At 72.9% G+C, this 22,264-nt stretch carries 16 protein-coding genes; 10 read left to right on the top strand and 6 right to left on the bottom strand.

Annotated features, from left to right (window positions below):
* Positions 1-70 precede the first annotated feature (70 nt).
* Positions 71-607 carry an FHA domain-containing protein gene (locus tag WME75_RS25170; RefSeq protein ID WP_437475930.1) on the top strand — a complete coding sequence of 179 codons (537 nt, stop codon included), beginning with the start codon at positions 71-73 and terminating at the stop codon, positions 605-607.
* 100 nt (positions 608-707) lie between these two features.
* On the opposite strand, the gene WME75_RS25165 is transcribed toward WME75_RS25170, so the two are convergent.
* Positions 708-1,748, bottom strand: a complete 1,041-nt coding sequence (locus WME75_RS25165) for a hypothetical protein (protein WP_437475929.1) — start codon at positions 1,746-1,748, stop codon at positions 708-710.
* A gap of 349 nt (positions 1,749-2,097) precedes the next feature.
* Between WME75_RS25165 and WME75_RS25160 the strand changes: the two genes are divergently transcribed.
* Complete coding sequence (locus tag WME75_RS25160; protein WP_437475928.1) at positions 2,098-3,174, top strand: hypothetical protein; 1,077 nt, start codon at positions 2,098-2,100, stop codon at positions 3,172-3,174.
* Positions 3,174-4,646: a hypothetical protein gene (locus tag WME75_RS25155; RefSeq protein ID WP_437475927.1), complete on the top strand. Its 1,473-nt coding sequence runs from the start codon at positions 3,174-3,176 to the stop codon at positions 4,644-4,646. The genes WME75_RS25160 and WME75_RS25155 overlap by 1 nt, the downstream gene beginning before the upstream one ends.
* On the opposite strand, the gene WME75_RS25150 is transcribed toward WME75_RS25155, so the two are convergent.
* Positions 4,607-6,157, bottom strand: a complete 1,551-nt coding sequence (locus WME75_RS25150; RefSeq protein WP_437475926.1) for a ferritin-like domain-containing protein — start codon at positions 6,155-6,157, stop codon at positions 4,607-4,609. The genes WME75_RS25155 and WME75_RS25150 overlap by 40 nt on opposite strands.
* A 439-nt stretch (positions 6,158-6,596) precedes the next feature.
* On the opposite strand from WME75_RS25150, the gene WME75_RS25145 reads away from it, so the two are divergent.
* Together WME75_RS25145 and WME75_RS25140 are read left to right on the top strand one after the other, a co-directional pair.
* Positions 6,597-7,775, top strand: coding sequence for a cytochrome P450 (locus WME75_RS25145; RefSeq protein ID WP_437475925.1), 1,179 nt, complete (start codon positions 6,597-6,599; stop codon positions 7,773-7,775).
* A 378-nt stretch (positions 7,776-8,153) separates the two neighbouring features.
* Positions 8,154-9,074, top strand: a complete 921-nt coding sequence (locus tag WME75_RS25140; protein WP_437475924.1) for a transposase — start codon at positions 8,154-8,156, stop codon at positions 9,072-9,074.
* A gap of 411 nt (positions 9,075-9,485) precedes the next feature.
* Here the strand turns inward: WME75_RS25140 and WME75_RS25135 are convergent, their stop codons facing one another.
* Entirely contained in the window at positions 9,486-10,778 is a 1,293-nt protein-coding gene (locus WME75_RS25135; protein ID WP_437475923.1) for a hypothetical protein, read from the bottom strand.
* A 137-nt stretch (positions 10,779-10,915) separates the two neighbouring features.
* On the opposite strand from WME75_RS25135, the gene mazG reads away from it, so the two are divergent.
* Complete coding sequence (gene mazG, locus WME75_RS25130) at positions 10,916-11,770, top strand: nucleoside triphosphate pyrophosphohydrolase (protein ID WP_437475922.1); 855 nt, start codon at positions 10,916-10,918, stop codon at positions 11,768-11,770.
* 67 nt (positions 11,771-11,837) lie between these two features.
* Here the strand turns inward: mazG and WME75_RS25125 are convergent, their stop codons facing one another.
* Both WME75_RS25125 and WME75_RS25120 read right to left on the bottom strand, forming a co-directional pair.
* Entirely contained in the window at positions 11,838-12,425 is a 588-nt protein-coding gene (locus WME75_RS25125; RefSeq protein ID WP_437475921.1) for a hypothetical protein, read from the bottom strand.
* A gap of 17 nt (positions 12,426-12,442) precedes the next feature.
* Entirely contained in the window at positions 12,443-13,030 is a 588-nt protein-coding gene (locus WME75_RS25120; RefSeq protein WP_437475920.1) for an RNA polymerase sigma factor, read from the bottom strand.
* Between the two features lie 294 nt (positions 13,031-13,324).
* Here WME75_RS25120 and WME75_RS25115 point away from each other — a divergent pair, with 294 nt between their 5' ends.
* The 4 genes from WME75_RS25115 to WME75_RS25100 all read left to right on the top strand — a co-directional run bounded on the left by WME75_RS25115 (position 13,325) and on the right by WME75_RS25100 (position 21,132).
* The gene (locus tag WME75_RS25115; RefSeq protein WP_437475919.1) at positions 13,325-14,971 is read left to right on the top strand and encodes a SulP family inorganic anion transporter; all 1,647 of its coding nucleotides are present in this window, start codon (positions 13,325-13,327) and stop codon (positions 14,969-14,971) included.
* Between the two features lie 77 nt (positions 14,972-15,048).
* A complete protein-coding gene (locus WME75_RS25110) occupies positions 15,049-18,108 on the top strand; it encodes a YbcC family protein (RefSeq protein WP_437475918.1) in 3,060 nt (1,019 codons plus the stop codon).
* The gene (locus tag WME75_RS25105; RefSeq protein WP_437475917.1) at positions 18,098-19,534 is read left to right on the top strand and encodes an NADH-quinone oxidoreductase subunit 5 family protein; all 1,437 of its coding nucleotides are present in this window, start codon (positions 18,098-18,100) and stop codon (positions 19,532-19,534) included. The genes WME75_RS25110 and WME75_RS25105 overlap by 11 nt, the downstream gene beginning before the upstream one ends.
* Entirely contained in the window at positions 19,531-21,132 is a 1,602-nt protein-coding gene (locus WME75_RS25100; RefSeq protein ID WP_437475916.1) for a complex I subunit 4 family protein, read from the top strand. The genes WME75_RS25105 and WME75_RS25100 overlap by 4 nt, the downstream gene beginning before the upstream one ends.
* Here the strand turns inward: WME75_RS25100 and cysK are convergent.
* Positions 21,120-22,010 carry a cysteine synthase A gene (gene cysK / locus WME75_RS25095; protein ID WP_437494919.1) on the bottom strand — a complete coding sequence of 297 codons (891 nt, stop codon included), beginning with the start codon at positions 22,008-22,010 and terminating at the stop codon, positions 21,120-21,122. The two genes, WME75_RS25100 and cysK, sit on opposite strands and share 13 nt — an antisense overlap.
* Between the last annotated feature and the right edge of the window lie 254 nt (positions 22,011-22,264).

Raw genomic sequence — 22,264 nt, 5'->3', positions numbered from 1 at the left:
GAGCGGGCGGTGCGCTGGTTGGGTGGGCGCCGCCCGCTCGAACAGCACGGAACTCGGGGAAGACCTTCTCATGTTGACCTTCGCGACGCTTTGTGCCCAGAGCCGGGCGCTCTCACGGATGGCCTTCGACCGGAGGTACCCTCACGCGTGGCTGCTCCGGGAGCTCGGCCCCGAGGACCAGCCCCCCCCGTCGTTCAAGACCGTCTTTGCCGGCACCTCGCCCGGATCGAGCAATCAACCGGCCGTGTGCCGCCACCGGATCTCGTCGGGGATGACCGTCGCGTCCCACGGCTGCGAGCTCCTGCCGGTGGCGAAGCGCCCGGAGAGCCCCTGGCAGGATCGCATCCTCATCGGGCGCGCATTGAACAGCGATATCGTGCTCCGCGATCCGTCCGTCTCCAAGGTCCAGGCTCACATCTCGGTCCTGATCGCGGACACCCCGATGCTCCACGCGAGGAAGAGCACCAACGGCACGTTCCTGAACGACCGGCTCCTCACGCCGGCCGGGGATGGCACGCCCCTCCGCAGCGGCGACATCCTCCAGTTCGGCAACGTCGTCTGCGAGTTCATCGTGAACGCCGATCTCTACCGGCTCATCGCCCGCTGAGGCCGGCGCCCCTCTGCGGCCTGCCTCCGCGGCCTGAACACGCGCTCGGCCGCGTGCGCCGCCGCGCTCGTCCGCGCGCGCTGCCGTCCGACCGGCGGGATCAGCTCCGCTCCGGGTGGGGCGCGCGGAACAGCACTTCCACCGGGCCCCCGTGCGTCTCCACCACGTAGCTCGCCTCCACCGGGTCGCCGCCGCGGAAGGCCTTCGTGATCTCCTTGCGCCGCTTCATCAGCTCGACCAGGCCGAGCGCGAGCGCCTCGGAGGCGGTGAGCTCCTTCGGCGTCGGCTTGCGGCCGATCAGCTCCTCGTCGACCATCGCGAGCGTGGGGTAGGCGTCGGGCCCGGCCAGCTCCCAGCGCTGCTCGGCGACCTCGGCGCGCAGCGCGGGGTGCAGGTCGCTCGCGCGGTCGAAGCTCAGCGAGAAGAAGCTCGCCGGCAGCGACGCGGGCGGCGCGTCCGGCAGCTTCGCGGTCTCCGCGAGGTAGAGCTCGAACCCGCGCGCGCTCTCGAACAGGAGCACGCCGTGGCTCTGGCCGGCCTGCCCGACGACGCACAGCGCGAGGTCGCGCGCGCCGAGCGACGGGATCGACAGCGCCATGATGTCCGCGTCGCTGGGCACGGTCTTCCAGGGCGTCACGCGGTAGAGCGCGGCCGCCGCGCGGAAGAAGGACGCCATCGCCGGCGCCTCGATGCCGCCGCCGAGGAAGCTCGGCGTCAGGCGGCCGTCGCGCGCGCCGAGGTGCGCCTCGAGGTCCTCGGCCACGACGTCGATCTCCGGCGTCGGCGCGACGCGGACCTCGATCGTCGGGCCGGGCCGCGCCCTCAGCGCGTCGGCGAGCGCGGGCGAGGCCACGCGGACGCGCTCGGGCAGGCGCGGCTGCCCCTCCAGGGGGCCCCTGGCGGCGGCCTCGAAGCTGTCGACCGCGCCCGCGACGACGTCGCCCGGGCGCAGCGCGGCGCAGCTCAGCACGAAGCCGCGCTCGGTCATCCAGACGACCGCCTCGGGACGGTACGCCTCGTCGCCCTCGTGCACGAACGCGCGCAGGGAGAAGAAGCCGCCGATCCACTCTTCGTCCTGGCGGGGCAGGGAGGGCGCGCTCTTCTTGGACCGCTTCTTCTTGGGGGCGGGCACGGAGGACATCAGGGCACCTGTTCGCGGGAGCGCTCCAGCCGGCACGCTCGATGACGCGGGAGCCAGGGACGAGACCGGAATCGAGGGCGGAAAGCTAGCGCAAAGGCCGCAAGGGTCGAAGCGGAACGCGGGGCGTGCGGCCGCGCCGCGCGGGAGCGCCTCAGGCGGGCGCGGGCCCTTCCACGCCACGCAGCGCGCCCGTCTGCGCCGCGCCGCGTGGCGTGGAAGGGCACCGGCGCGGCGGCCAGCCCACGGGGCCTTTCGGCCTGGCGCTCCTCGCGGTGCCCTGTTATCGGTCGTCGCGGTCCAGCGCACGGACCTGACGCAGGCGCTGCTCGCCGGCCGACCAGGGGACTCGATGCCTGAAGAGATCTGCAGAGGACCCCGCCGCTCCGCGGGCAGCGCCGGGCGCGCGGCGCGGAGCGCCCTCGGCCGCGCTCCGCTCGGGCTCCTCCTGGCGCTGGCCGCCTCGGCGCCGGCGGTCCCAGCCTGGGCCGAGCCGACCATCGCGGAGCGCGCGCGGGCCGACGCGCTGCGCCGGGAAGCGCTGGCGCTCCTGGCGAACGATCGGCCGGACGCGGCCTGTCCGAAGCTCGAGGAGAGCGAGCGGCTGCGCCCGTCGACGGAGACGAAGCTCGAGCTCGCCGGGTGCCACGAGCGCGCCGGGCGCCTCGCGAGCGCGTGGGCGCTCTACACCGAGATCGACGTGGCGGAGGCGGCGGGCGGCGACGCGAAGCGGGGCGCCGAGGCGCGCGAGCGCGCGGCGGCGATCGCGCAGAAGCTCCCGAGGCTCGCGATCCTCGTGTCCGACGAGGTGAAGGCGCTGCCGGGGCTCGCGGTGACGCTCGACGGGGTGGCGGAGCGGGAGCTCTGGGCGGCGCGCCCTGTCGAGCCGGGGAAGCACCGGGTCAGCGCGAGCGCGCCCGGCAGGCAGGCGTTCTCGCGCGAGGTCGAGGCGAGGCAACCGGGAGAGCTTATCGAGGTCCACGTGAGGGCGCTCCAGCCCCACGCGGCGGCGCCGGCGCCTCTTGCCGCCGACCTGGAGCGCCGCGGGCCGATGCCGTACGGCCAGAGGCCGGATTCGATCCACCGGAACCTGATGTGGGTGACCGGCGGGCTCACGCTGGCGGGCATCGCGCTCGGGAGCACGTTCGGGGGGCTGGCGATCTCCACGTGGGACAAGGTCGAGGACAAAGCCAGGACGACGTGCAGGGAACCGGGGCGTTACCTGGACTGCGCGCAGCCGGTACCCGATCTGGCCAGAAGGGCGATGTCCTACGCGACCGTCTCCGATTTCTCCTTCATTGCCGCGGGCGCGGCGCTCGCCGGCACGGCCGTCCTCTGGCTGACGCTGCCCGCGGACGGCCCGCGCGCGAGCGCCCGCGTGCAGATCGCGCCGGGCATCCTCGGCGGTGCTGTCGTCGGGGTGTTCTGATGACGATGAGGCTCGATCGGCGTGCGCGGTTCTGGCTGGCGACCGCCCTCGTCGCGGCGGGCGGCGCAAGTTGCGCGGAGATCGCCGGCATCCAGCCGGTCAACGAGCTGGGCGTCGGGGGCGGGACGGTCAGCGAGCCCGGCTACACGTGCCAGTGGGCGATGTCGTTCGGCGACGCCGACACAACGCTCGGCGGGATCGCGGCCGACGGCGACGGTACCTTGTGGCTGGCGGGCGGCTTCAAGGGGGACCTCACCGTCGCCGGCGGCGCGCCGCTCACGGCGGGAGGCGCTGGCAAGGACGTCTTCGTGGTGCACCTCGCGCGCGACGGGAACCACGTGTGGAGCGAGCGCTTCGGGAACGCGGAGAACGACACCGCGACGCGCACCCATCAGGCGACCTCGATCGCATTGGGCGAGGGCAGCGTCTATGTCGCGGGCGACTTCACGGGCAGCCTGTCGTTCGGCGCGGACTGCGCGTCGCCCGAGGGCGCCGGGGACGGCGACGCGTTCGTGGCGCGGCTCGACAAGAACGATCCGGGCGGGGTCGCGGCGTGCGTGACGCACGGGTCGAGCGGCCCCGACGAGGCGAAGGCGGTGGCCGTGGAGGGCGACCGCGTCTTCGTCCTGACGTCGCTCCAGGGCGGGGCGGACATGGGGTTCTCCAGCTACGATGGACAGACCCTCTTGACGCCATGCAGCGGTGTCTTCTCGGGCCGCGAGGGGGCGCGCTACCGGCCCCGCGCGCTCCGCGTCTCCTCCGGAGAGGCCTTTGTCGTCGCCGATTTCGAGGGCCGCGTGAACGTCGGATTCCCCGGCTTCGAGCGCGGGCTGCCGCCCGACGACGCGGTCGCGGAGGGGACCGATTTCCTCCTCGCCTCGTTCCCGGCGTCCTGGGTCTGCGACGGATCGAGCGCCGATGGCGCAGGCCTCTGGTATCGACACTACTCCCCCCTTCGCGGCGATCAGCGCGCCGGCGCCGTCGCGGTGCACGAGGCCGGCGTCGTCCTGGCCGGCTCGTTCGAGGGGCAGATCGATCTCGCCGGCGAGCTCGTCGCCACGGAGGAGGACGGCTTTGCGGCGCACCTCGACCGGCGCGGCGTCGCCACGTGGGCCAAGCACCTCGGGGGCAGCGGGGCTCAGTCGGCGCAGGCCGTCGGGATCGACGCGCTCGGGCGGGTCATCGTGGCCGGGCACTTCCAGCGGCAGATGACGATCGACGACACCGAGGTGAGCGGCGACGCCGGCCCGGGGGACATCTTCCTCGCGCGGCTCAGGGCCTCGGGCGGCGAGGTCGAGTGGCTCGACGCGCTTGGCGGCCCGGAGCTCCAGCAGATCCAGGCGCTGGCGATCTCCGGGACGGACGTCTTCCTGGCGGGCACCTCGGGCGCCGATTTCCCGCTCCTGAACTGTCAGGTCGACGCCGCGGGCGGTCAGCTGTTCGTCGCCAAGCTCTCGGTCGCCTCGCGCTGAGGGCCGGCCGCAGGGCGCGGGCCGCCGCGCATGAGCAGCGCCCGCGCGCAGGGCGCGATGACCTGCGCGAGCGCGCGCTGCCGGATCTCCCGCCGGTGCTGCGGCGAGAGCACGCCGAAGCCGAGCAGGCCGCCGCGGTCGGCCTCGCCCGGGGCGGCGGGCTCCGAGGCGGCGGCGGCGAGCTCGTCGACGACGGTGCTCGCCAGGGAGGGGTCGCGCTCGATGGCCCAGGCGGCGAACCGGAAGGCGAGCTCGGCGTGCCGCGTCTCGTCCTCGGCGATCTGCTCGAGGGCGCGCCGGATCGCGGGATCGGTCGCGTGGAGGGCGGCTTCTGCGGCCTCGATCGCGGCGATGGTCTCGCCGATGCATCCCTCGCGGAGGGTCGTCACGAGGATCGCGCGGGCGCCTTCGCCGCCGAGGGCGCCGTCGATGGCGAGGGGCCCCGGGCCGATGCCGCGGCCGGCGAACGCGCTGGCCAGCTCGAAGCACATGCGCGCGTGCTCGGCCTCGTCGCCCATGGCCGCCTGCGCCGCGCCGACGAGCTCCGGCGGCGCGCCGAGCGACAGGAGCTGGAGCGCGAAGCGGGCGAACGCGGCGATCGACGCGTGCTCGAGGAGGGCGGCGCGGGTCCAGTGATCGGCGAGCGCCGTCTGCTGCTCGGCCGAGAGCCCGTCGCGGCGGGGCGGCGCGTCTGGCGCGGCGGCCCGCCAGTCGTCGCGCGCGGCGGGCTCGGCGGTGCGCTCGACCCCGTCCACCAGGAACGGCCGGCCGATCGCGCAGGTCGACGGCGCGCAGGCGTGGCGCAGCGCCGCGAGGGAGCACTCCTGCTCCCCTGGGCAATCGTCGTCGCCGGCGCACTCGTCGGTGGGCGTCTGGCATGCGAAGCCGGTCCCGCCGCAACCCGGGTTGAGGACGTAGCTCGAGCAGAGCAGCCTGCCGCAGTCCTGATCGCTGGTGCACAGCGCTGGCACGCAGCGCCCGACCGGATCGCCGCACAGGCAGATCTGTCCCTCGGTGCAGTCGGCATCGATCGTGCATCCGTACTGGCAGAAGCACCCCGGGAGCGCATCGTTTCCGGCAACGGGGTCGCAGTGGCCGTGGGGCTGCTCCGTGCAGTCGGCGTCGGAAGAGCAGGCACCGGGGTTGTCGCTCGGCTCCGGGCACGCCTCGGCGCGCGGGAGCGGGCTCGGGCAGGCGACGATCTCCGCGCGGTGCATCCAGCCGCCGGCGCAGCGCACGTACCCGGTGTTCTGGCCGGCGACGACGATGGGCTCGGGATCGTCGCACGCGAACGGGAAGCCTTCCGGTGGCGCGGTTCCCGTGCTCCCGGAGGCGCCTTCGCCCGAGCTCGCGGCCGGGCCTTCCGCCGTGCTCCCGTGCGATCCTGCGCCCCCGCCTCCGCCCGAGCCTTCCTCGGTCATGACGTCGCTGCCGCAGCCCAGGGCGGGCGCGAGCGCCAGCACCGAGAGCAACCGCGCACCCCAAGAGTCGATCGAGACAAGCAATCTCATAAATTGAACCTCGTTCGAGGATCTTAACCGCGTTTGTCGCGGACGTCGCGGACGCTGCGAGCGAGCTCGTCGCCGCCGGCGCATCGTATCCCCCGCGGCGCGGAGCCCCGCGGGCGGGCCGCGATCCACGGGGTGGCGGAGGTGCGCCTGCACGAGAGGGCGACGGGCGCGCCCGGGCGCTGGAATCGGCAAGGTCGCCTGGAGGACGTGCTGCCTCACTTCGCCGCGTGGTGCCTCTCGATAGCTCATCGAGAGCGGAGCCGATAACCACACGCGCGGTGTGGCTGTGGCAGGGCAGGGGCGCCACCCACAGGGATGCGCACGCCGGACGGACGTCGGACAGGCCGGCGCACGACGCCCTCGTCCCGGCGAGCTTGCGTCGAGGCGAGCGGCAATGCGGCTTGATTGATACTTCGAAATCGAATACCAAAATTTAACTATGCTACCTCGCACGAGCCTTTTCTCCTTCACCACGGAGGATCCTTCCGCGTTCGGGGTCTATCTCGCCGCGGCGGCGAAGGAGCACCCCATCTACTTCGATGAGGGGCTCGGCGTGACCGTCGTGCTCCGCGGCGCCGAGGTGACCGCCGTGCTGCGCGACAGCGAGACGTTCAGTAATCGAGCTTACGACATCGGGATCATGAAAGGGGCGCTCGTGGCGCTCGACGGCGCGTCGCACACGCGCATGCGGCGGATCTTCAACGCGGTCCTCTCCCCGCGCGTGGTCAACCGCTACGAGGAGACGATCGTGACCCCCGTGGCGCGCAGGATCGTGGACAGGCTCGCGCGGAAGCAGCAGGCGGACCTGGTCGACGATTTCGCGATCTCGATGCCCATGGGCGTGACGAGCGCCCTGTTCGGGATGCCGGAGGAGCGGATCGCCGAGAATGACGTGCTGATTCGCAAGATGATCCGCAGCGCCATGGCGCCGCAGGATCCCGTCCTGGTGGCCGAGGGGCGGCGGGCCCACGCCGCGATGGGCGCGCAGCTGCGGGAGATCGCGGAGCGCGAGGTGGCGAATCCGGGCGACACGCTGCTCGGCGAGATCGCGCGGACGCTCGCCGCGGAGGGGCTGGGCGGCGTGGAGGCGTGCGAGGGGGTCGTGCTCAGCTTGATCCTCGGCAGCTACGAGACGACCAGCTGGATGCTCGCCAATCTGCTCGTGGCGCTGCTCGCGCACCCTGACGCGATGGGCCAGCTGCGCCAGCAGCCTTCGCTCCTGCCGCAGGCCATCGACGAGGCGATGCGCTGGTGCAGCAACGCGACGGGGATCGTGCGGTTCGTGGAGCGTGAGGCGACGATCGGCGGTGAGACGGTGCCCGCGGGGACGCTCCTCTACGTGTCGCTCACCGCGCTCCACTACGACGAGGAGGCCTACCCGCGCCCGGAGGTCTTCGACATCCAGCGGCGGCCCACAGGGCTCTTGAGCTTCGGCGTGGGCCCGCACTACTGCGTCGGGGCGCCGCTCGCGCGGATGGAGGCGCGGATCGGGGTCTCGCTCCTGCTCGAGCGATTCCCGGCGTTGCGGAGCGATCCGACCCAGCGGCCGATGTTCTCGACGGCGCCGCGCGGCGCAGCCGCCTTCGGGCCCGACCGGATCCCGGCGCTGCTCGTTTGACGCCCCCCCCACCCGACCCAGGTTCGGCAACCCGACCCAGGTTGGCAACCGCAACCCGACCCGGGTTGAGGCTGTGTCGTAGGCCCGTGTCAGGAACTCGGGCGGCCCGGCGGCGCGTCGCCGGCAGTCTTGGATGAGTTGAGTGACGTCCGACCGAGATTGGCGGGTGACCCGACCCGGGTTGGGGCGCGGGCGGGTAACCCGACCCAGGTTGGGGGGGATCCACCCAGGTTGGGGTGACCCGGACCCGGGGTGACCCCAGGCGGGCGTCCTGGCGGCCGCCACCCATGGAACGCGGCCGCCACCCCAGCGAGGGGGGTAACTCCTCGAAATAATCCACCACAACACTGGCACGGTGTTTGTTGGTGTGCGCCGGCCATGAGCCAGCCCCGCGAGATCGCTCCCGGCGCCACGTACATGATCACCCGGCGCGTCCTGCGCCGGCACCTGCTCTTTCGGCCCGACGTAGCCATCACCCAGCTCCTCATTTATGCCCTCGCGGTCTCCGCGCGTCGCTACGGTCTCCAGGTCCATGCCATCTGTGCGATGTCAACGCATCTGCACCTAATTGTGACCGACGTGACGGGCGTCCTGCCGCGCTTCCTGCAGTTCTTCCATCGCATCGTCGCGCTCGGTACCAAGGTGCTCCGCACTTGGGAAGGACCGGTGTGGGACCACGAGGCCCCGAGCGTCGTACGCCTGCTGACGCGCGCGGCGGTGGTGGAGAAGATCGCCTACGTCCTCGCGAATCCCGTCGCTGCTGGCCTCGTCCGACATGCGCATGAGTGGCCGGGCGCCAAGGTGGATGTGGGCGAGCTCGGTCGCGGCGTGCTGCGTGCGGCGCGTCCGTCTGCGTATCTCGACCCGGAAAATCCTCAGTGGCCCGAGGAAATGACGCTCTCGCTCTCACTGCCGCCGGCTATAGAGATGGACAGCGCGGAGGGCTTTCGTCAAGAGGTCGCCGCCGAGCTCGAGCGACAAGAAGCGCAAATTCATGCGGAGATGCAGCACCATGGGCGTCGCTTCTTGGGCGCCGAGCGAGCCAGCAAGATCTCCCCCTACGCGCGCGCCACGAGCTTCGAGGCGCTGCGCGAACGCAATCCTACGTTTGCGGTCGGCCGTGACCAGGGTGACACATGGCGAATCGCCGGCGCCGCTGTACGGGCGTTTCGCGCGTTATACCGCGCCGCGCTGGAGCAGTGGCGCACCGGTGTGCGCAGTGTCGTGTTCCCGGCGGGGACGTGGTGGATGCGTACGTTTCACGGCGCCAGCGTGACGGACGTCGTAGCCGATATATAACTATTGCGACCGGCTGCAGGGCGAGGCGGACGACGGTTCCCACGTCGCATCGCGAGGAACGTCCGTGTGGAGAAGACGGAGCGCGCGGCGCCATGCTCGACCCGATACAGGTTGGGCGGGGAGGGGCGCGATTCAGATTGGCAATTCCAGTTCATTCCTTATCGCGTCCTGCGCCATCATTCGCGCTTCCGCGCAGATTTGGCCATGAACCAGCTCTTGAGCTGCGCTCGTCCATCTCGATCCATGAACTGTCTATAGGGCAACCCGGGTTGGGTCCACGCCTGCTCCATTATTCGTGGCGTCCATCCGCTCTTCCGACCGGAGTCGGCCGTGACCCAGCCCCGGTCTACGTCCGCCCGTACCTATCTGCGCACCCGAGCTATGGGAGGGCAACCCGGGTCGGGTTGGTTGTTAGGGCGTCAACCCGGGTCGGGTCGGGTTCCCCTCCGGGCCTTTTCCGGCAACGACGCCCGCGAACGCCGCCGCGAAGCGGCGCCGGAAATCCTCATCCTCCATCAGCTTGTCGCGTAGCGCTCGCGACAGCTCGAGGTGGTAGAACGGCGCGCCCATCTGGCGCGACCAGCGCGCCTGCACGTTGGTGGCGCCGCCGAGCTTGTTGATCTCGGCGGGGTAGGCGAGGACCTTCCCGTCGCTGACGACCGACCGCAGCGGGGCGAGCAGCCGCTCCAGGTCGGCGTCGTGCCCCACGGCGCTGGCGATGGCGGCGGCGTCCGGCGCCGAGCTGTCCTGAAAACCGTGCAGCTGCACCGACGGTATGCCGGGAAAACTCTGGAGCAGCGCCCGATGGGCCGACAGGAAGAACGAGCGCTCCGCGTGCGCCACGTCTGCGAAGGCGAGGGATGCAGCCAGCCGCTCGCGGGCGGCACGGATGTCCCCCCGAGCGCCGCCACCTGCGCCCTGGACGCCGCCACCTGCACCGTGGTTGCCGCCGGCGCCTGTGGCGCCCTCGGCCCCCGCGCGCCCGCCGCCTATCACCCGAGCGCCGCTCCCCGTGGCCTCCCCCTTTGCAGCCCCGTCGTCCGCGCCCGCGCCGCCCTCTCCGCCCGCTCCTTCTGCGCCTTCGTCATCCCCGGCGGCGTTGCTCGGCTTGGGGCCCCCGCCGTACCGGTGCGACGTGTTGACGACCAGCGCCCGCGCCCGCTGCGCCTCGAAGACGGCCAGCGCGACGGGCAGCGTCCCCCGGTCGAAGAACGTGTGCGGCGCCTCCACGATGAGCGGTGCTGCCGCCCCTGCGCGCAGCACGACCGCGGCCGCACCCCGACGGCGCGAGCCGTCCTCGGACAGCACCCAGAAATCGCGTCCGGGGACCGCCCGCAGCGCGAACCCGGGTGGGGCAGCCGGCGGCGGCTGCCGGTTCTGGGCGGCGAGCCCCGCCGCCGCGACCCACCTGACGTACGCCTCCTCCTCCGCGTTGTCCGGCGGCTCCGCGATGAGGTGGCGCCCGCCCTTGCGCAGCGGGGCAATCTGCTCGTCCAGCGCCTGCTGCTCGCCGCTGTCGGCCGCCTGGGCCTCAACCCCGGTCGGCTCCGGCTCCGCGGTCGCAACCCCGGTCGGCTCCGCGACGGTCGGCACCGCGGAACCCGCCGGGCTCGGCGCCGTGCCCAGCGCGCTCCCGACGCTCCGACACACCCCCTGCGAGCACCCGGCGATCGTGAACAGCACCACATAGCCTGCGCTCTTCATGGTCGTCCTCGCCGCCGCAACCTCGACGACATCTTCACTTTTCTCACGCCACAGTCCGCGAATCCAGGATAACGCATTGCGTTATGAGACGTCGCCTTCTCTTTCGCTGCGGGGGCGGTTTGCGCTAGTAGCACTGCATGCCTCGCCCCTTTGAACCCGTGGAGGCGCCGCCGCTCCCGGAGCAGGCCGGTCGCACGTTCCCGCGTCTGGTCGAGCTGATGCAGCGGCTCCTCGCGCCCGACGGATGCCCGTGGGATCGCGAGCAGAACTTCGCGACGCTGCGGCGCTACGTGCTCGAGGAGGCCTGCGAGGTCATCGACGCCATCGACGGCGGCGACCGCAAGGAGCTGTGCACCGAGCTCGGGGACCTCCTGCTCCAGGTCGTGTTCCAGGCCGAGCTCGCCCGGGCCGAGGGAGCGTTCGGCCCGGATGACGTGGTCGCCGCGATCTGCGAGAAGCTCGTGCGGCGCCACCCCCACGTGTTCGCGGACGAGAGCGCCGAGAACGCCGACGAGGTGCTCCAGAACTGGGAGCGCATCAAGGCGGCCGAACGGGCCCGGCAGGGCAAGGACCGCGGGGTGCTCGGCGGCGTTCCCCGCAGCCTGCCGGCGCTGACCCGGGCGCAGCGCGTCGGCGAGAAGGTCGCGCGCGTGGGCTTCGACTGGCCGGACGCGCGGGGCTCGCGCGCGAAGGTCGAGGAGGAGCTCGGAGAGCTCGATCGGGCCTTCGAGAGCGGCGATCCCGCCGCGATCGAGGAGGAGCTCGGCGACGTGCTCTTCGCGCTCGGGAACCTGGCGCGCCACGCCGGCGTGGACGCGGAGGGGGCGCTGCGCCGGACGATCGACAAGTTCACCCGGCGCTTCGAGCACGTCGAGCGCCGGGTCATCGAGCGGCACGGCGGCTGGCCCGCAAGGGCGTCGGACGACACCCTCACGCTGGAAGAGCTCGACGGCTACTGGGATGAAGCCAAGCGCGGCGAGCCGCGGACCTGACCGCGGCCGCGAGCTCGACGCCGTACGCGCGCACGCTGTGCGAACGGGCTCCCAGGCGCGCGCGGGCTCAGTCACGTTCCGCGGTCAGCACGAAGCGCTCCCGCACGCGCGCCTCGTTCGACTCGTGACGGACGTGGATCTCGTAGCGGCCCGGCTGGGCGACCGCCACGCTGAGCGGCGCCTCGCCGCGGTAGCGCGTCAGCCGATGCGAGCAGCGCTCCCGCTGGCAGTGCTCCTCCAGCGCCCCGCCTTCGCCGTCGGGGAGCCGCACGCGCACGTGCTCGGGGACCTCGAGGTGAACCACCGCCGGCGCGTCGGCGTGGCGGTGGGTCCACAGATCGAGGTGCGTCCACGCGTGTCCGTCGCCAGGCAACGCCACGGCGCGCTCCTCGGAGCGCTCGATCGCGGGAGAGCGCGCGCCCCCGCCGCCCGCCAGGAAGACGGCGAGCGCCAGCGCGGCGAGCGCCGGCGCCGCGAGGATCGCCCTCCACCTCCAGGGGCCGCGCGCCCGCTGCGACCTCTTGCCGCCCTCCACCGCAGGCCGCTCTGGCCGCTCCGGGAGCTTGCTCAGCGCGCGCTCGACGAGCGCTTCGGAGGGGCTCATCGCGCGCAGCGTCCGCACGCTCGCCGCGAGATCCTGCGGAATCGGAGGCACATCGTGGTCCTGCCCGCTCACGTCGATCCCTCCCGCGCCGCCACGACGAGCTGCGCCGCCACACGCTCGTATGCATCGCGCAGCCGCGCGCGCCCGCGGGCGTGGCGGCTCTTCACCGTCCCCTTGGGGATGCCGAGGAGCTCGGCCACGCTATCGTAACCGAGCTCCTCGATGTCGCATAGCACCACCACGGTGCGAAACTCCTCTGGCAGCTCCTGGAGGCAGGCGAGGAGCACCCCCGTGTCCTGGCTCAGGATCACGGCCGCCTCCGGGCTCGGGACATCGGCGCGAGGCAGGATGCCGAGCGCCTCGGTGCACACGTCGACGAGCCGATCGAGCAGGCCGCGGCGCCGCGCCTCGGTCCGGTACGCCTCCAGGTACTCGTGCCGAGCGATCCCGCAGAGCCAGACCCCGAGGTCCGAGCGCCCCTCGAAGGACGCCGCGTGCAGGTACGCCTTGAGCAGCGCATTCTGGAACAGATCGTCCGCCTGATCCCGAGCACCACAGAGGGAAATACAGAATCGATAGAGGCGCGGGAGGTTCGGGCGTATCGCCGACTCGAACTGCGCGCGCGATTCGCCGAGGAGGGGTCGCGATTCGGTCATGAGGGCCGTTCGAGCGTCTGGAGCGTCGAGGCCCTGAACTCTAGCGTGGATTGGACGGCGGGGTAGCACCCGTTGCTCGGGCCACAGCGGAGCGAGCAGCGGCACCCCGAGCGGGGGAGAGCTGTACATCGGCGGCTCCCCTGGGACGGAACGGAGCCGCACGCAGGTTCCTGCACATCGGTCGAAATCGTCACCCCGCGTGGGAACCTCGGGCCGAGTGGTCCCGTCCTGGAGCGTGTTCTGACGAACATCGGGCCCCACAGGGGGTCCGCGTATCCGAGGGCTGAGCACCGCATGTCCAAGTCGAGTATTTCAGGCGCGCCCGCGTCAACGCCTGCGTCCGCCTCGTGGAAGAACGACCTCGTTTCAGGCTTCCTCGTCTTCTTGATCGCCCTGCCGCTCTGCCTGGGAATCGCCATGGCAAGCGGGTTTCCCCCCATCGCTGGCGTGCTCACCGCCGTGGTCGGCGGCATGGTCGCCACGTGGCTCGGCAGCGCGCCGCTGACCATCAAGGGACCCGCGGCGGGCCTCATCGTCATCGCGCTGGGCGCCGTGCAGGAGCTCGGCGGCGGGGACAACGCGGTCGGCTACCGCCGCGCGCTCGCGTGCATCACTGTCGCCGCGCTGATACAGATCGCCTTCGCGCTGGCGCGCGCCGGGGCGCTCGGGGACTTCTTCCCCGGCTCGGTGGTGCACGGCATGCTGGCGGCCATCGGGATCATCATCTGCTCGAAACAGATCCACACGCTCGTCGGCGTCACGCCCGCGGCGAAAGAGCCGCTCCACCTGATCCTCGAGATCCCGCACAGCCTGTTTCGGCTGAACCCAGAGATCGCCTTGATCGGCGTCCTCTCGCTGGTCATCCTCTTCGGTTATCCAGCGGTCGCCAGGAGAGCGCGCCTTCTGCAGAAGATCCCCGCGCCGCTGCTGGTGCTGGCGCTCTCGGTGCCGCTCGCTCACGTCTTCGATCTCGAGCACGAGCACACCTACACGCTCGCGGCGACCCAGACGACGTACGCGCTCGGGCCGAGCTTCCTGGTCAACCTGCCGGGCAACCTCCTCCAGGCGATCGTCTTCCCGGACTTCAGCCACGTCGGCACGCCCGCGTCGATCAAATACATCATCATGTTCTCGCTGGTGGGTAGCATCGAGTCTCTGCTGTCGGCGAAGGCCGTCGACTCGCTCGATCCCGCGAAGCGCCGCTCCGACCTCGACCGGGATCTGCTCGCCACGGGCGCCGGCAACCTCATCGCGGGCCTGCTCGGTGGGCTGCCGATGATCTCCGAGATCGTCCGCAGCTCCGCGAACATCGGCTACGGCGCGAAGGGCCGACTGTCGAACTTCTTCCACGGCACCTTCCTCCTGCTCTTCGTCGCCTTCGCGCCGGGGCTGATCCACAGGATCCCCCTCGCCGCGCTGGCCGCCATGCTCACGTTCACGGGCACCCGCCTCGCGTCCCCCAAGGAGTTCGTGAGGACGCTCCGCATCGGCAGGGAGCAGCTCCTCATCTTCGGCACCACGGCCGCGCTGTGCATCGCCTCCGATCTGCTCGTCGGGGTCGCGGCCGGCATCGCCGTGAAGATGCTCATCCACGTGATCAACGGCGCGCCGCTGCGCGTTCTCTTCCGCTCCGAGGTGGAGGAGCGCGTCGAGGGACAGCGGGTCGTGCTGCGCGTCAAGCACGCGGCGGTCTTCAGCAACTATCTCAGCCTCCAGCGGAGGCTCGCGAGTCACGCGAACGCCTCCAGCATCGAGATCAATTTCGCGAATGCCCGCCTGGTCGATCACACGGTCATGTCCAACCTGCACGAGCTCCAGGGCACGATGGAGCGAGAGGGGCGGACCTTGACCCTAGCGGGCCTCGGCGATCACTTCCAGATGTCGTCTCACCCGCTCTCTGCGAGGAAGAGGGCTGTCATCAGCCCTGTCGCCGAGCGCTGAATCGAGGCGAGGCACGACCTCCGCGACAGGGGCGCACGCGGGTGAGGCTCCAGGAACAACCTTTCTCCAGGATCGCCATGAACAGCGAGCTCTCTCGAGATCTCCGCGCGAGCGCCGCCCGGCAGAGGCGCCTTTGCGACGTGGTCGAGCACGCCGGGCACCTCCTGCCGGCGCAAGGGCCCATCGGCGTGTTCGTCCACCACAACACGCTGCACGCGTTCCAGCACCTGCCGTTCCACGACGCGCTCGCCGCGGCGAGCGCCGTCTTCGAGGCGGAGCCGTACCTCGCGGAGGCGGATTACCGCGCGCACATCGCGTCGGGTCGCATCGACGACGAGGACCTCGAGGCGGCGCTCGCGGGGCGCTTCGCGGCGCATCCGGACGAGCGACGGGGCCCGCTGTCCCGCCACGAGATCGAGCGGCTCGCGCTGCGCTATCCCATCGAGGCGGAGACGGCGGCGGGCCTCTCGTGGCGCATCTCCGAGGTGGGGGAGACGCGGAGGCTCCGGGCCGACGCCCCCGCCGAGCGGCGCTGGCGCATCCTGGAGAGCACGGAGCGCTGGCTCGAGGAGCGCCCCGAGACCGCAGCGCGCCTCCTCGACCAGGGCGGCCGCGATCCGGAGTCGCGCGCCGCGCTCGCGCTCTGGGACGCGTGCCGCGCCGTGCCGCTGCCGCCCGCCCCGCCCGCGGAGCCGCCGCTCGTCGATCGCGTGGGCGTCGACCGGTCGCACCGCGATCTGCTGCTCGCGCTGGCAGGCGAGGATCCGGCCGAGCTCGTCGATCCGCTCGTGATCCGGCTCCTCGCCGCCTACCTCGACGAGGGCGTCGCGCACTGGGCGATGCCCGATCGGGCGCAGGGGATCTGGCGCTGCTTCCGCGACATGGCGCTCGAGGGCTCGCGCCTCGCTGCTCCGGCCTTCACGGGGCTCGACGCGGAGCTCCGCCGCCTCGACGCGGCGGGGCTCCCGCCGCCCGCCATCGCCGCCCGCGCCCTCGACGAGCTCGGGGTGCCCGAGGACCCCTGGGAGGGGTACGTGACACGCGTGCTGCTCGAGCTGCCGGGGTGGGCCGGCATGATCCACCGCCTCGAGCATACCCCGGGCGACCGGCCGTCGGGCTCGCCGCCCGCGTCGCTTGTCGAGTACCTGGCCGTCCGCCTGACCCTCGCCCGGTACGCGCTGCGCGACGTCGCGCGCCGGCGTCTCGGATACACAGGGCCCCTCGCCGGGCTCGTCGAGCACGCCCGCCGCGGGGCACGGCCGACGGCGCCGCCGGCGCGCTCGCCCGAGCACGATCGGCCGTTCCGCCTGTTCCAGCTCGCTCAGCTCGCCGGGCTGCCGGCCGCCGAGGTCGAGCGGCTGTCGAAGGCGGATCGCGTCTGGGCGCTGTCGGCGCTCGAGGCGTTCGACGGGATCGCGCGGCGCCGCGTCCTGCAGGAGGCCTACGAGCACCACCATCGGGTCGAGGCGCTGCACGGGATCGCCGCGAACCTGCGCCGCCCGGAGGACGACCGCGCGGTGAAGGAGCCCCGCTTCCAGGTCGCCTTCTGCATCGACGATCGCTGCGAGGGGCTGAGGCGGCATTTCGAGGAGCTCTCGCCGCGGCACGAGACCTTCGGCGTGGCCGGCTTCTTCGGCGTGCCGATCCGCTACCGGGGGCTCGACGACGCCGGCCACGCGAGCCTCTGCCCGGTCGGCGTGGAGCCGGCGCACGAGATCGTCGAGCGACCGCACGAGGAGGAGGCGGGCCGCCGCCGAAAGGTCCGCCGTAGGCGCTGGGCGCGGCTCCTGCACGCCCTCGGGCGCGGCACCCGCACCCTGGCGCGCGGCGTGCTGCTCACGCCGACCCTGGGCCTGTTCTCCACCCTCCCGCTCGTCGGGCGCATCCTTTTCCCGCGGGCGACGGCGCGCCTGCGCCGCGCGCTCGAGCGGCGCATGTTCCCCGCGGTGCCGACGCGGCTCCACAGCCCGCACGACGAGGGCTCCGGCGCGGCCGGCGAGGGGCGGCCGTTCACCGCCGCCGAGAAGGCGGCCCGGGTGGCCGCCACGCTGGAGAACATGGGGCTCACGCGCGGCTTCGCGCCGATCGTGGCCGTGCTCGGCCACGGGTCGACCAGCGTGAACAACCCGCACCAGTCGGCCTACGACTGCGGCGCGTGCGGCGGCCGCCACGGCGGCCCGAACGCGCGGCTGTTCGCGGCCATGGCGAACGACCCCGAGGTCCGCGCTTCGCTCCGCGGCCGGGGGATCGACCTCCCGGACGGGACCTTCTTCCTCGGCGGCATGAACAACACGACGACCGACGAGATCGTCCTCTACGACCAGCACCTCGCGCCGGCGTCGCACCGCGGCGAGCTCTCGGCGCTGCTCGGCGCCCTGGACGCGGCGCGCGAGCTGCACGCGCACGAGCGCTGCCGTCGCTTCGCGTCGGCGCCTGACGAGAGCGACCCCGCGCGGGCGCTCGCGCACGTCGAGGCGCGCGCCGCGGATCTCAGCGAGGCCCGGCCCGAGCTCGGGCACGTGACCAACGCCGTCTGCGTGGTCGGCCGCCGCGCGCTCACGCGCGGGCTGTTCCTCGATCGCAGGGCGTTCCTCGTGTCGTACGACCCGACGCAGGACCCGGGCGGCGCGATCCTCGAGCGTGTCCTGCTCGCGGTCGGCCCGGTCGGGGCGGGGATCAACCTCGAATACTACTTCTCCTGCGTCGACAACCGCCGCTACGGCGCCGGCACCAAGCTCCCCCACAACCTGGTCTCGATGCTCGGGGTCATGGAGGGAGCGCTGAGCGACCTGCGCACCGGGCTGCCGAGGCAGATGATCGAGATCCACGAGCCGGTGCGCCTGCTCGTCGCCGTGGAGGCGAGCACGGAGACGGCCGCCGCGCTCTGCGCGCGGCAGCCGGCCCTCCGCGAGCTCATCTGCAACGGCTGGATCCAGCTCGCCTGCGTCGATCCGGCGACGCGCCGGATCGCGTGCTTCACGGGGGACGGCTTCGCGCCGTTCTCTCCCCCGGACGACCCCTTGCCGGCGGTCCAGCGCTCCGCCGACTGGTACGCCGGGAGATCCGGCTTCGTCCCGCCAGCGCTCATCGGCGCCGCGTCCACGCGGCCACGTGAGGTCAAAGGCCATGCTGTCTGACGTGCTGCTCGGCAAGCTCGCCGCGCTCGCCGTGCTCTCCCCGGCGGCGATCTTCGCCGCGCTCGGGGCCTACCTGCTGCTCCTGCGCACGCCGAGCGAGCGCGTCATCTCGCGCGCCGTGCTGTCCGCGCTCTCGGTCTCGCTCGCGGCCTCGCTGGCCATCTGGGGCTCGGCCGTCGCGGCGCCCTACGCCTTTCTCCCGGTGGAGCTCGGCCGCTGGTTCGGGACCGGAAGCTACGCGTTCGAGATCGTCCTGCTCGTCGATCGCCTGTCGGCGACGATGATGGTGCTCGTCTCGCTGATCGCGCTCACGGTCGGCCGGTTCTCGGTGGCGTACCTGCACCGCGAGCCAGGGTTTGCGCGGTTCTTCCTGCTCCTCGCGCTGTTCTCGACGGGCATGCTGGCGCTCGTGTCGGCGGGCACCGTCGACCTGCTCTTCGCCGGCTGGGAGCTCGTGGGCGTGACGAGCGTGCTGCTCGTGGCCTTCTTCCACGACCGCGAGGCGCCGCCGCGGGCCGCGGTGCGCGTCTACATCACCTACCGGCTCTGCGACGTCGGGCTGCTCGGGGGCGCGGTGCTCATGCACGATCTCGCCCGCTCCTCGCAGTGGGGCGTGGCGTTCGGCGGCGCCCCCTGGCCCGGGGCCGCCGCGTCGCTCGGCCCCGGAGCGGCCACGGCGATCGCGCTGTGCCTGTTCCTCGCCGCGATGGGTAAGAGCGCGCAGTTCCCGCTGGGGAGCTGGCTGCCGCGGGCCATGGAGGGGCCGACGCCCTCGAGCGCGCTCTTCTACGGCGCGATCTCGGTGCACGCGGGGGTGTACCTGATGCTGCGCGTGGCCCCGCTGCTCCAGCGCTCTCCGGCCGCGAGCGCGGTGATCGCCTGCGTCGGGGCGGCGACGGCCATCTACGGCACGATGGTCGGGCGCGTGCAGGCGGACGTGAAGAACGCGCTCGCGCACGCGACGATGACGCAGGTGGGGCTCATGTTCGTGGAGATCGGGCTCGGGCTCTACCGGCTCGCGCTCGTCCACCTGTTCGCGCACGCGTGCCTGCGCTGCCTCCAGATGCTGCGCGCCCCCTCGGCGCTCCGCGACGCGCAGGAGATCCGGGCCGCGCACGCCGGCGAGCCGCTGCCGCCCCTCGGGCTCGCCGCCCGCATGCTGCCGGCGGCGCTCGTGCGGCGCGCGTACTGGCTCGCCCTCGATCGCTTCCACCTCGAGGCGCTGCAGGAGCGGCTCGTCGCCGCGCCGCTGATGCGCCTCGGGCGCCTGCTCGACCGGAGCGAGCGCCGGTGGGTGGCGGCGCTGAGCGGCTGGCCCGAGCGCGCCGCCGCCGAGCCGGGGGAGCAGCCCGCGCGCGGGATCGAAGACGAGCGCGCCATGGCCTTCGAGCCTCCAGCGCGCGACACGAAGGGAGCGCGGACGTGAGCTCATTTCCGATCCTCGCGGCGCTCATCCTCACGCCGGCGGTCGCGGCGCTCGTCGCCTCCCGGGCGCGCAGCGACGAGGGCGCGCGCCGCGCGGCCGTCGTCGGCGGGGCGCTCACCCTGCTCCTCTCGGTGGTGCCGCTCGCGCTCTCGTGCGCCGGCGTCGCGCTCACCGCGGGGGGGCCCGCCCTGCCGCTGCTCGGGGCGCGCCTCCGGCTCGGCCTCGACGGCTACACCACCGCCCTGCTCCCGCTGCTCGGCTTCGTCCTGCTCGCCCTGGTCGCGGCGGGCCCGCGCGCCGCGCTCGATCGGCCCACCGCCGCGGCGCTGCTCGCCACGGGGAGCGCCATCCTCGGCGTGTTCTGCGCGCTCGACCTCGCGGTGCTCGCGGCGTCGTGGCTCGCCGCGCTCGTGCCGATCGAGCGCCTGGTGGCCAGGAAGGGCGCCCTGGACCCGCTCCTCCGGCGCACCTGCCGCATCTTCCTGCTGGGAGGCGCGGCGCCGCTCACCCTGGCGATCGGCGCCATGGCCGTGCTCGCCGCGCGCCGCGGAGCGGCCCTGCCGTTCGACATCGAGGAGATCTCGCGCGTCGGCATCCCCGAGGCGTGGCAGTCGCCGCTGTTCGCGCTCGTCGGGATCGCCGTGCTGATGCGCATGGCCGCCGTGCCGTTCCACGGCTGGCTGCCCGTGCTGCTCGAGCGGGGGCCGCTCGGCGTGACCGTCCTGCTCGCCGAGATGCAGGTCGGCGTCTGCGTGCTCCTGCGCGTCGGGGTGGCGCTCCTGCCCGCCGGCTGCGCCGAGGGCATGCCGATCCTCGCCGTCCTCGGCCTGGTGAGCGCGCTGCACGGCGCCGTGCTCGCGCTCGTCCAGACGGATCTGCGCCGGCTGCTCGGCTACCTCGTGGCGAGCCAGAAGGGGCTCGTGCTCCTGGGGATCGCCTCGCTGAGCCGGGAGAGCGTGAGCGGAGCGCTCCTCCAGACCGTCGCGTCGTCGATCGCGATCACGGGGCTCGCGATGGTCATCGGAGCGCTCGAGGCGCGCACCGGCACCGCCGACACGCGCGCGCTCGGCGGCCTCGTGGCCCGGACGCCGCGCATGGCCGCGTTCTTCTTCCTGCTCGCGTGCGCGGCGATCGGGATGCCGGGGGCGCTCTCGTTCGTGAGCGAGGATCTGCTCCTGCATGGAATTTTACACATTCACCCGGTGCTGGCGGTGCTGGCGCTGGCGGCGGCGGCGCTCAACGGGATCACGCTGTTCCGCGCGTTCCAGCGCGCCTTCCTGGGTCCGCTGGGGCGCGACCTGCGGGGCGCCTCGGTGGAGGCGCTCCTGTTTCGCGAGCGGGCGTTCCTGCTGGCGATGGTGGCGCTCACCGTGGTCCTCGGCGTGGCCCCGGCGCGGCTGCTCGCGCTGCACGAGCCGATGGTCGAGCAGGTGCTCCACGGCGCGGCCCGCGGCGCAGCGATGCGCGCCGGGGCGGCGAGGAGCCGCCGAGCCATCGCCGATGGCGGCCTGGGATCCCCGTCTGGGACGACGACCGTCGCGGAGGGCCCGGCGGACGAGCAGGGCGCGCCGCGGCCGGACGCGGCTCAGGTCAGGTAGCGCTCCCCCGAATCGGGCAGCACCGTCACGATCGTCCCGCGCACCTTGCGCGCGACCTCCAGGGCCGCATGGACGTTGGCGCCGGAGCTCGGCCCGACGAGGAGCCCCTCTTCGCGGGCGAGCCGCCGCACCATGCGGGACGCGCCCGCCTCCGTGACGGTGAGGATCTCGTCGATGAGCGAGCGCTCGAGGATCGCCGGCACGAAGCCGGGGCCGAGGCCCTGGATGCCGTGCGGGCCTGGGCCTCGACCCGAGAGCACGGCGCTGTTCGTCGGCTCGACGGCGCAGATGCGGACCGCGCTGCCCAGCTGCTCCCTGAGCACGCGCCCGCAGCCGGTCAGCGTGCCGCCGGTGCCCACGCCGACGACGAGCGCCGCGATGTCGCCGCCGGTCTGCGCGAGGATCTCGAGGCCGGTGGCGCGCGCGTGAGCGGCGGGGTTCGCCGGGTTCTGGAACTGCTGGCTCATCCAGGCGCCGGGGGTCGCCGCGCAGATCTCGGCCGCGCGGGCGACCGCGCCGGCCATGCCCTGGCCCTCGGGCGTGAGGACGATCTCGGCGCCGTACGCGCGGAGGATGTGCCGGCGCTCGACGCTCATGTCCTCGGGCATGACCACCACGCAGCGGTAGCCGCGCACGGCCGCGATCATCGCGAGGCTGATCCCGGTGTTGCCGCTCGTCGCCTCGACGAGGGTCGACCCTTTCCTGAGGGCCCCTTCGCGCTCGGCGCAGAGCACCATGCCGAGCGCCGCCCTGTCCTTGACGCTGCCGCCCGGGTTCATCGACTCGAGCTTGCCGTAGATGACGCCGCCTCCCTCGGGCGAGATCCGGGCGAGTCGGACGAGCGGCGTGCCGCCGATGAGCGCCAGGGCGTCCGGCACGACCGGGCCGACGCGCAGGGGGGCAGCGGGCAGGGGAGCCGAGCACTCGCCGGGAGCGTCGGGCGGGCTCGGCGGGGCGTCGCCCGGGGCTCGAGGGGTCGACATGACGCCAGTGTACACGTGAACAGGGCATCCTAGAGGATGCCCGGGGGTCGACGGGGGCTCCTCGGCCGTCCTCTCGGCTTGCCGAGCACCCGCTCGCGCCAGCGCTCGAGCTCGGCCCTCGGCCGCGTCGAGGCGGGCGACGGCCGGCG

It is taken from the genome of Sorangium sp. So ce1014, from assembly GCF_051521505.1.
GTDB lineage: Bacteria > Myxococcota_A > Polyangia > Polyangiales > Polyangiaceae > Sorangium.
Note: the sequence above shows the minus strand (reverse complement) of the source record. Positions and strands in the feature narration are given on the sequence as shown.